This window comes from Actinomycetota bacterium, from assembly GCA_040755895.1.
Taxonomy (GTDB): Bacteria; Actinomycetota; Aquicultoria; order Subteraquimicrobiales; family Subteraquimicrobiaceae; genus Subteraquimicrobium.
Genome location: JBFMAG010000022.1, coordinates 1 through 10,173 on the forward strand (window position 1 = coordinate 1; position 10,173 = coordinate 10,173).

Here is a 10,173-nt window from a genome sequence, read left to right on the forward strand (position 1 = left end):
CGCGCTCGTGGGATTGAGCTTCAATCCCCGGTTGTAAGCTTCTATGGCATTGGCAAACATCCTCTTGTCAAGCATCTTTCCCGCCTCAAGATACATATTGCCGGCATAAAAGAAAGCATTTTCATCGCATGGATTGAGCTTCTGGGATCTGTTGAAAGCATCGGCTGCCAAAATGAGATAAAGATGGGCATATTCTGGATCCTCAGCGGAAAGGGCTTTCGTCGAATATGCCCTCCCCAGCGAATACAGGTACAGTTCTTCCAGAGGATTCAATGAAGCAGCCCGTTCATAGTAAGAAATTGCCTCATTTAATCGTTTTTCATGCTGGTAGTTCAGTGCCTTAGAAAAATAAATGTCCGCGATCACGGGAATGAGACTGCATACGATGAGAAGAAGGGCAATGAGCCCTGAAACTCCATAGATTATCCAAGCCAGCCGCCTTGGTTTCCCAAAAATTTTCCATTCCCATTTCCGATTTTCCTGAAGGGTACAAGCGAGACCGGCAAAGAGCCAGAAAAGAGGAGCTACCGAAAGATGGCTGAAGTTGAATTGGAGTTGAACGATATAGCCCAAGGCTCCAGCAATGATCCCAATGAGTAATACTCTTTCATAATCACGCTCGGTCTGGCTTATGGTGCGGATTCCCTTCAGGAAGAAAGTGCCAAGGAACCAAAGATACGCAGCCAATCCCAGCAGTCCCATGGTTGCCGCCACTTGTAGGAAATCATTGTGGGCTTTATCGAGTAGAGGTTGACGAAAGGCAATTACCCAGCCCTTGGGCTTGTATTTGGGAAAAACCAATTTATAGGTATCAGCACCTGAACCCAGAAGTGGACGATCGGCGATGAGGGAGAGTGTCTGTCGCCACATCCTTAAGCGAGGCACGGCACTTCCTTTCTCAATTTGAACGATTGAGGTCATTCGCTGGGTAATAGTATAAGCGCTGTACTTCGAGGGAATGTTGACAAAAAAAGCACAAATGAGGACCATGCCCATGAACACTAAGACCATCTTCTTATCTGCCCAAATATCTCGAAGACTTAAAAATATTATGAATAAGAAGGACACGGCAAATCCAAGCCAGGCAGCGCGGGCATAGGTGAAGACCAGGCAGATGAGCATCAAAGTTATAGAAAGGGGCACCAGTCCCCTGAATCGTTTAGGGTAAGAACCTTTCACGAAAATGGCTAGCGCCAATGGGAGTACCAATGTTAAATAGGCACTCAGGTACATGGGATTGCCAAAGGTGGCAAAGGATCGAGCCATCTCAAATCCACTCGGTTTACCCAATCCAGCCGGACAGTGAACCTTGGCATAGAGGAGAAGAAAATTGGTCCAATGCTGTTCTATGATGCCCAGGAGTGAGACCAGACAAGCGGAAAGAAGCAACCCAAAGAGAAGGAGATCATATTGCCTCCTTTCGCTGATAAAACTCACCGTTATGAAGAAAATCAAAAGGTAGTTTAGGAAGGTCAATGAACCTTCCCATCGGCTGTACTCCCCAAACAAAGCCGTGAGGAAATGCACCGAGGTGATGGTCGTAAGAATGGCAACGAAGGCCAGAGCTAAGACGGGCATATCCAAAGCTGTACGAACGGATCTTATCTTCCCGGATTCAATGACCTTGACTAACCAGGCAAACAACATAGCTATGGTGAGAATCCTGAGGAAAGTGAGCTTAGGTAATGTAAAAATTGGGGGCAGAAAGGGATTGACCAAAAGGGGGAAGAGGAAAACCAAAAGAAAGAGGGACCAATGGATTATCCCATCCCAAATGGTTTCGAATTTGCCATATCTGCCGACAGGCAAGCCATCAGTCCGTTTTTGCCCTAAGTTTTTATCCTTGTTCAACTTTCCTTCCCCAGGATAAATAGAAAAAGGCATGGATTTGAACGAGAAAAGCACAGATCAGTGAGGATAAAGAAACCGAAATTATCATCCCCATCCAAGATCGAAAGAAATTCAAAGGAATGGAAATCAAAAGCAAAATTAAACCCATCAAGGTTAAGTACATTATCACCAATGGTAAATTACGAAGGGAGAAGTGGATGCTCGCTTGAAAAGCATCGGGAAGACCTCTATCCTCCAAAACAACTGAGGCATCCGTGAAAGCGGTTAAAACAAAAATGATGGTACCAATGAAACCTCCAATGATCGCTGGGTAGGAACCTCGGGCTTGACCCATGCTCAAACCCAAGGAAATTAGGATGAGGAGGAAAAAGTGCCAGAGCGAAAAGATGACCAGTCTACCGAAGTATTTTTTAATTTCTCTAATTGCACCAACCAACCTTAAGGAGATTTCTTCGCTGCACTCCTTATAAAGAGCGAGTCCCAAGCCTCGACCGAGACTACCAGTTAAAATGGTTAAGAGCCATAGGGATAAACCGAGAAGAACGAAAAACCAGAACCGGGGAAGGTAAGATAATAAGCCAGTTAAAAGCGCGCAAGTAAATAGTCCCACAGCTGTAATCAGGAAATAGATTAAAATCAAAGGATAGTTGCGGATGATTAAAATAAAGAGTTCTTTGGGATCGATTCTCATCCGAGTGGTGTTATTCACGGATATGCCCGCAAAAAGTAACCCCTTTGTCTGAAAATAAAGCATGGAGAGGAGCATTGCTATAATCCAGGTATAAATGAGAAAACTGATGCTTGCCCCAGCATTGAGAGGCGTAAGAACGAGGGAACTTATGTAGCCGCTTATGGAGATAAGCGTAGCGAGCTCGATGAACATTTTGTCGATTCTCCCATAATAAGAAGGTATTTTTCGCGACTCAACGAACTCTGCGGAGACACATCCCATTAGATGAACGAGAAAACCTAGGGGATAGGAAGTGACATCCAAAATCCGATGCATACTCAATTCCTTCCTCCGAAGTGTTCCTCTGACTCCAGTACTTATGTAATTTATAAGCCAAGTGGCAAAGGTCTCTTCTCGCCGACCTTCAACCCAAATTTTAGTGCTCGGAAAACTGCCCTTCTTTAAGGCGGTCACAACGATGGTTGGAAAACCCCTTTCCCTCACGGTCGCTCCCACATAGCACATGTTATCGGTAACGGCGGTAGAGGTCACGAAAAAACCTTTGGTGTCATAAACCCACTGTAAATCCCCGGTATATGCATCGATTACATACAACTTTCCATCATTTGAGCCAAGATAAATCAGTCCATCATCAAAAACTGGAGTGGAAAGGACCGACCCTTCCGTTATGAATCTCCATTTTAGTTGCCCCGTATCCATATCGAGAGCGTGGAGATTGCCATTGGAGGAACCAAAATAGACCATATCTTTGCCCACGATAATGCATCTGGCAACCTCAAGGCTATGGTGCTTCCATATTATCCTCCCACTCTTGGCATCGAAAGCGTATATCTTGCCATCGGCTGAACCTTGAAATACCATGTCGTCGCCGATAGCCGGTGAACAATCACAACTTATCAAGTCATCATAGCTCCATTTTACCTCCCCATAATCGATATCAAGAGCTTGGAGTCTGCCATCAATGGAACTGACATAGACCATTCCATTCGCCGCTATGGGGGCGGAGACAAAGGAACTTTTGGTGCCGTGGCTCCATTTGAGTCTTCCGGACTCGGCGTTGAAGGCATTTATTTTACCCCCAGGGCAGCTATGTACCACGGTGTCACCCATTACAGCCGGGGTGGGGGCATAGTGATAAACAAATTCCGTTGGCAGGGGTCCCGGGGATGTCTCTTCATAGAGCCACTTCTCCTCTCCCGTGAACGCGTCCAGAGCGATCAAGTTACCATTATTTAAACCCAGATAAACCAAGCCCTTCTCCACCACTGGGGAACAACGAATATCCTCATGGGTGTCGTATCGCCACTTTTGCTTTCCTGTGAAGCCCTTGAGGACGTAAAGAACACCATCGTCCGAACCTACATATACCATCAAATTTTTTGCGACTGGGGGGGAGTAAAGCCACCCTTTCGCGGCGAACATCCAATTCGCGCCGAGAGGTGATTCAAGGATAGACTCCGCTTTGAAGGGAATTAACGGGGATGAAAAAATGAAGAGGAGAATTACTAATACCAGGATTAATTTCCCTTTTTTAGTGTGGCAAAAATGTCTATAAATCCCGATTCGCCTCACAATAACCGCATGGGGGAGGAAATTTGAATGGTCGTGTAAGGTAATAGGATAAGATCTGCAACTCCGTCGATAAGTCCACCTGCCGCAGGAATACGTGGGAGGGGACTTCTAAAGTAACAGGGGCGAAGTTTAGAATGGCCCGAATACCGGCTTCGATGAGTTGATCGGCAACTTTTTGAGCCGCTGATGCAGGTGTGGTGATTATCCCGATGTCAACGCCTCCGACTTTCTCGATTACCTCCTTAAGATTAGTGACGTCAGAAACCACCAAATTCCCCATTTTCTTTCCTATCTTTTTTGGATTCTTGTCAAAAATGGCTACAATCTTAAACCCTTCCTGCTCAAAACCTTTATATCCTAGAAGAGCGGGACCGAGTTTCCCCATGCCCACTATGGCAACCTTCCACTCCCTGGTGAGTCCAAGGCATTTAGAAATCTGTCGAATGAGTTCACCCACATCATAACCCACTCCTCTAGTACCAAACTCTCCCAAATAGGATAGATCCTTTCTTAGTTGAGCAGCATTTGTACCTACATGTTCCGCTAACTCGTAAGAGGAAATGATCCGCACACCCTTGCGTGCGAGCTTTAAAAGGTGGCGGAGATAAAGAGGTAGACGTGCTATCGTGGTTTGGGGGATTTTTTTTCTTTTCATCTTCCTTCAATCCGTCCAGACGCGCTTCCTATCCCTCGCATCGAAAATCGGCGACTGAAAATATCACTTATCGTCGGAACATTCGCACGTGACATTCCGCACAGAAAGGAGAATAAGAATCATGACACTTAAAACAGTATTCAGCTTTTCTCTCTTTAACAAAGGCGGGGTGAACCTTCGTCGCCCAGGGACACATCTCCGGTCTGTAACCTTCATGGTTAAAGAGTATCCTTTTAGTTGAGGATACTCCCTCTACCTGAGAAAGCACATTTGAAAATTACGGACCTTTTATTGTGGGATACTTTTCTCCCCTTACGTGGCAATGAGCACAATATGTGGGACCATGACACTTGAAGCACGATTCGGCTCCCTTTTCCCGCACGAGCGGTGGATGACCCTTTGAAGCCATGGGACCGAGTTCAGGTTTGTAACCTTCATGGTGGCAGGCATCGCAGAACTTCGGCTCCGGATGACACTTCACACAACTCTCCGGTTTTGTTTTGCCCATTGGTCCGTGTTCTTTCTTAACGAACTTCTCCGGATGGGGTATCTCCATGCCATGGCAGTCGGTGCAGAACTTGTCGATGTGGCACATCTCACAATACTTCTTCTCCTCTTTGGCCATCTTCGCATGATCAGCTCTTACACCGGGCTTGGGGGCCAAAAGGAACGTGGCCACCAAATGGTTTTTTGGCTTCAGTTCAAAACCCGGTGGATGGCAGGCTTCGCACTTGCCCGGAGCCTTTGCTCCCACAAGACCGTGACATTCTCTGGGGTTCCTGTAACATCCCTCCATGGCCATGAAATCTTCATACCCCTTTATCCCGGGGTGAGCTACCCTGTTATGGCACCTGGCACAGCCAATATGCCTTTCAATATGAGGCTTGTGGCTGATGATCACACCAGGTGAGGACGTTACTTTCCTTTTCTCAATGGCGTGGCACCGTTCACAGGGGTGGCTGGGCAATTCCTCAGCGAGATGGCTGTGAGCGTTGATGGGTTTGTGATACGTCCCCGTAATTTCAAAGTAGACCCCCTTACTCGCCATCAACTTATCCTTGATGAGAGCGATTAATCCGGGCTCGACATGACAAGCGAGGCAATTAACATGGGCGTGGGACGACTTCCGCCAGGCTTCAGCATCAGCCTTCATGCTGTGACATATATCCGCGCAGAAGGTAGGAGTGCATGTGAAAGCCAATGCAGTGGCTACGATAGCCACGATGATGATCACCACCATGAGGACGATCAATATAACCTTTAGACGCGTGGCGGGCTTGCTCATATCAGGCCAACGAACCATGTCCTTTCCCCCTTTCCTTTATAAATGATTTGAATTGTGCCTTTTTTCTCAAAGTTTTTATATTAATTCTAAGATTATCGTCATTTTCCTTCTTTTTTCTAAAATTATCCAACAATTTTTTGATTTATATTTCACAAAGTCAATAACTACTTCCCCCACTAAGATGGATATATGCCTTTCTGGCTTCCCGTAATCAGGTTTCAAAGTCATAGCGGTCTTATAAGCTCTTAAAGCTTTTTTCACATTTCCCAATTTTTCATGACAATATCCGAGGTAAAAGTGCCTTTGGATATTTAGGATCGATTTTCACCATGGTCTTAAAAGTTTTCAAAGCCCGATTTTTCTCCCAGTTTCCAGATAACAAATACCCAGCAAACCCAAGGCGATTGAAGAATGGGGTTGATCTAGAGAAGACTATAGGCAAACAAAAACCAAGAAGTGTATTTTGAAATTAGAATTTACCTAATTATTGGGTTAGCGGGCGCCTCTCCCCGTCAAAACAACCTTTATGGTGTGCAAAAGTATCTTTATATCCAAGAATAATGATTGGTGGTAGATGTAAATAAGATCATATTTTAATTTATTTTCGGGGCTGGTGGCGTAGGAGCCACTGATCTGAGCAAGGCCAGTAACTCCGGGTTTGACTTTAAATCGCTCCGTGTAACCCGGGATTTTTTTCTTGAATTCTTTCACGAAATGGGGGCGTTCGGGTCTAGGTCCAACAAAACTCATATCCCCTTTGAGAATATCGAATAACTGAGGAAGCTCGTCTATTCGAAATCGCCTTAAATATCGCCCTACCGCTGTAATGCGAGAGTCCTTCTCGGCGGCAAGAACGGGCCCACTCTCCTCCTCCGCCTCCCGAATCATGGTCCGGAATTTATACACCTTGAAGAGCTCTTCATCCTCACCCACTCTCTCCTGCACGTAAAAAATGGGACCCGGGGATGTAAGCTTCACCAATAGCGCAACCAAAATCATCAAAGGAGCGACAAGGATCAATAGTATAAGGGCCAAAATGATATCCATGGCTCGCTTTGCCAGGCTAACCCATGCCGGAACCGGTTCCTTGGTGAGCTTCACGAGGGGAACGTCACTGACCAGTGTGTGATCCACTTTTCCCACAAATATCTCATAAAGTTCGGGTACCACTTCCACTCTAACGTGGGTTTCTTTAGATCTCGCGAGATCCTCTATGAGTTCTCGTTGCCTAATGGGTGAGGTAACTATGACTCGATCCACTCTATATTTGTTCACCATGGGAACGATGTCCCTTATGGTCCCTACAACCGAAACACCCTGGAACCGCCGACCTACCTTCGCCAGATTTCTATCGATTAGCCCCACGACTCGATAACCCCACTTGGATCGGGCCTTAAGTTCCCTCAATATCTTTTGACCAGTTTCACCGGTTCCCACTATGAGGACGCGCTGGGTAGGCCAATGGATATTTATGACTTTCGCTGCCAACACCCGCCAACCAGAGATGAGGGCTATGACAAGAACCCAGGAGAGCAATAGAACGGTACGGGGAAAGGAAAAAAAACGGTAGAAAAAGGTCAGAACAACCGTTAGCAACATGCTCAGGGTAACAGCCTTAAATACGGCATAGAGGATGTCCCAACCACTCTGAATCTTCTCCACATTATAAAGGTCGTATATATGGAGTGTCCCGAGTTGAATGATGGTAATGAAGATGGCTTGGTTAGTGTAGGCTCTGAAGTTAAAGGGGGGAAGCTCTCCCCCAAAACGTAGAAGGAATGCAAGAATGATACCCACATTTACGAGAATCGCATCCATTATCAGAGAAGTCACTAACCATTTCGACCTGGACATCTTTCAACCTCGCATTTTTGCAGCACACATTAAAAATTGCCCATTACTACATTAATTAAATATATCGCTCGAAATTTCCTGCCTGCCGAACAGGCAGGCCTCCTCTTAATGTTTTTGCCCTCAGCTCCAGACACTTCAAATAAGTTCCCCGTAGACTTCCAATACCCGCTGAGCCACAATTTCTTTGGTGAATTCCCTCTCCACCCTCTTTTTTCCATACTCCCCGTATTTTTTGCACAAATCGGGGTCTTTGAGCAAAGTATTTATGGCCTCGGCTAAGGCTCGAACGTCCTTGGGTGGGACAACCAATCCGGTCCTTTGATGTTGGTTCACGAAAGGGACACCCGTGGGAAGATTCGTGCTCACCACGGGCTTACCACAAACCATGGCTTCAAGTTGGACGAGGCCAAAGCCCTCGCTTCGGGCGACTGATGGGAGGACGAAAACATCACAAGCGTAATAATAATGGGGCAATTCCTCATCCCCCACCGGTTTTAAGAATGATATCTTTCCCGTGACTCCCTCCCCGTGAGCCAAAACCTTCAGCTTATTCTCCAATGGTCCTTCCCCGATTATTATCAGGTGCGCATCGATATGCCTCATGGCCTCGATTAGATACTCCAGACCCTTGTAGTAGACCAAGCGACCAATGAAAAGAAGAATTTTTGAGCCATATTTGTCTCGAATCCTGGCGGCAGCATCCTCAATTTCCGGGGTGAGTTTGAATCGTTCCACATCTATCCCTAAGGGGATGGGCTGACATTTATTTCTGAAACGCCTTAAGAAGGGAGATGATTCAATATAATTGGCTGATGTGGGTAAAATCCTATCGGCTCTTTCGAGGAGTTTCAGCAAAAAAGGTTCATAGAACTTCAGCAGGCGTTTCTGATGGATTATATCACTGTGCCAGGTTATCACGATCTTTCCCCTGGGTTTAGCCGTGCCTGCCGGCAGGCAGGTCAACAGGTAGGATATCTCCCCCAAGGGAAAAGGATGATGAAAATGGATGATATCCGCTTTAAGTCGCCTCAACCATAAGGGAAAAGTGAAACCAAGGGGCATCGAAAATAATATCCGTGCACTGGCAACCTTTATCATCTTGAGGTTATCTTCCCTTTCTATAACGGTCTTCAGCTCGGTGTTACACACAAGTACCTTGACATTGATATACTTTTTCAACTCGTTGCAAAGCAGATAAAGGTGATTCTCGACCCCGCCGATCACTGGATAATAAAGCTTATTGATCATCAGTACTTGCATCTATTTTCCCACTTCCCGATAGATTTTGAGCGTCGCCTCGGCGGTCTTCCTCCAAGAAAATTTATTCACCCTGGTAAGACCCCTCTCCCTCAGCTTCTCTCGTAGGGAATTATCGGTGAGGACTTTCCCCATGGCTTCAGCAATTTCGCTTACATTATAGGGATCGATCATTAGAGCTGCATTTCCAACCACCTCGGGTAGAGAGGAAGTATTGGAGCAAATAACCGGGGTACCACAGGCCATGGCCTCCAACGGCGGCAGTCCAAAACCCTCATAGAGGGAGGGAAAAACGAAGACCTCAGCGGCATTGTATAAGAGCAACAAATCCTCCTCTCCAATGACGCCCGTGAATATAACCCTTTTCTCCAAGCCAGATCTCTTAATTAAATGATCAATTTCAGAATGTTCAGCATATTTTGGACCCACCAACACTAACTGATAATTCCTCCTGCTCTTCAGCATCAACTTGAAAGATGCTTCAATCAACCTTGACCAATTTTTATGGGGTTTTGGATTCCCCACGTTTAAGATGAACTTTTGTTTGATGTCATATTTTCCCTTTATAACCCTTAGAAGATTTCTGTCCCTGACTACCTTGTATCGTTCATCGACCGCTTCGTGGATGACCTTTATCTTTGCCTCAGATACTCCCAAGAGGCGAATTAAATCCTGTTTCGTGGATTTAGAGACGGCGATGACCCTTTTTGCCCTGCTTGTAGCGCGCTCATTCATCCAATGATAGTAAATCCTGGCAACGCGTGAGGGCATGACTTCCGGCGAAATCAAAGGAATGAGGTCATGGATGGTCACCACCGAGGGGCAGGGGGTAATGTAGGGCCATACGAAGTGAGGAGAGTGAAAGACATCCAAATCTGCCCGCCGCAACTCCCTACTCCAACTGAACTGATAAAGTGGGGAGAGCACGGGCTGCTCTACTACCCTTTTATTATAATTAGGAGCGGCTGGCACTAGATGCTCGCTCTTCTGATCACAAAACAGGATATA

Annotated in this window: 8 protein-coding genes; all 8 read right to left on the reverse strand. The window is 46.1% G+C overall.

All coding sequences use genetic code 11. The features are described from left to right. Nucleotides 1-1,851: O-antigen ligase family protein (locus AB1466_00810; protein ID MEW6188643.1), on the reverse strand; the 1,851-nt coding region annotated here is incomplete at its 3' end. Beyond that, entirely contained in the window at nucleotides 1,838-3,964 is a 2,127-nt protein-coding gene (locus AB1466_00815) for a PQQ-binding-like beta-propeller repeat protein (GenBank protein MEW6188644.1), read from the reverse strand. The genes AB1466_00815 and AB1466_00810, both read right to left, overlap by 14 nt. 127 nt (nucleotides 3,965-4,091) lie before the next feature. Further along, nucleotides 4,092-4,769, reverse strand: coding sequence for a redox-sensing transcriptional repressor Rex (locus AB1466_00820; GenBank protein ID MEW6188645.1), 678 nt, complete (start codon nucleotides 4,767-4,769; stop codon nucleotides 4,092-4,094). 277 nt (nucleotides 4,770-5,046) lie between these two features. Then, on the reverse strand, nucleotides 5,047-6,072 hold the full coding sequence (locus AB1466_00825) for a NapC/NirT family cytochrome c (protein ID MEW6188646.1): 1,026 nt from the start codon (nucleotides 6,070-6,072) through the stop codon (nucleotides 5,047-5,049). Nucleotides 6,073-6,129: 57 nt separating this feature from the next. Next, nucleotides 6,130-6,372 carry a tetratricopeptide repeat protein gene (locus AB1466_00830; protein MEW6188647.1) on the reverse strand — a complete coding sequence of 81 codons (243 nt, stop codon included), beginning with the start codon at nucleotides 6,370-6,372 and terminating at the stop codon, nucleotides 6,130-6,132. Nucleotides 6,373-6,546: 174 nt separating this feature from the next. Next, entirely contained in the window at nucleotides 6,547-7,908 is a 1,362-nt protein-coding gene (locus AB1466_00835) for a sugar transferase (protein MEW6188648.1), read from the reverse strand. A 135-nt stretch (nucleotides 7,909-8,043) separates the two neighbouring features. After that, complete coding sequence (locus AB1466_00840; protein ID MEW6188649.1) at nucleotides 8,044-9,168, reverse strand: glycosyltransferase; 1,125 nt, start codon at nucleotides 9,166-9,168, stop codon at nucleotides 8,044-8,046. Continuing rightward, a partial coding sequence (locus AB1466_00845) for a glycosyltransferase family 1 protein (GenBank protein MEW6188650.1) occupies nucleotides 9,169-10,173 on the reverse strand: 1,005 nt, incomplete at its 5' end.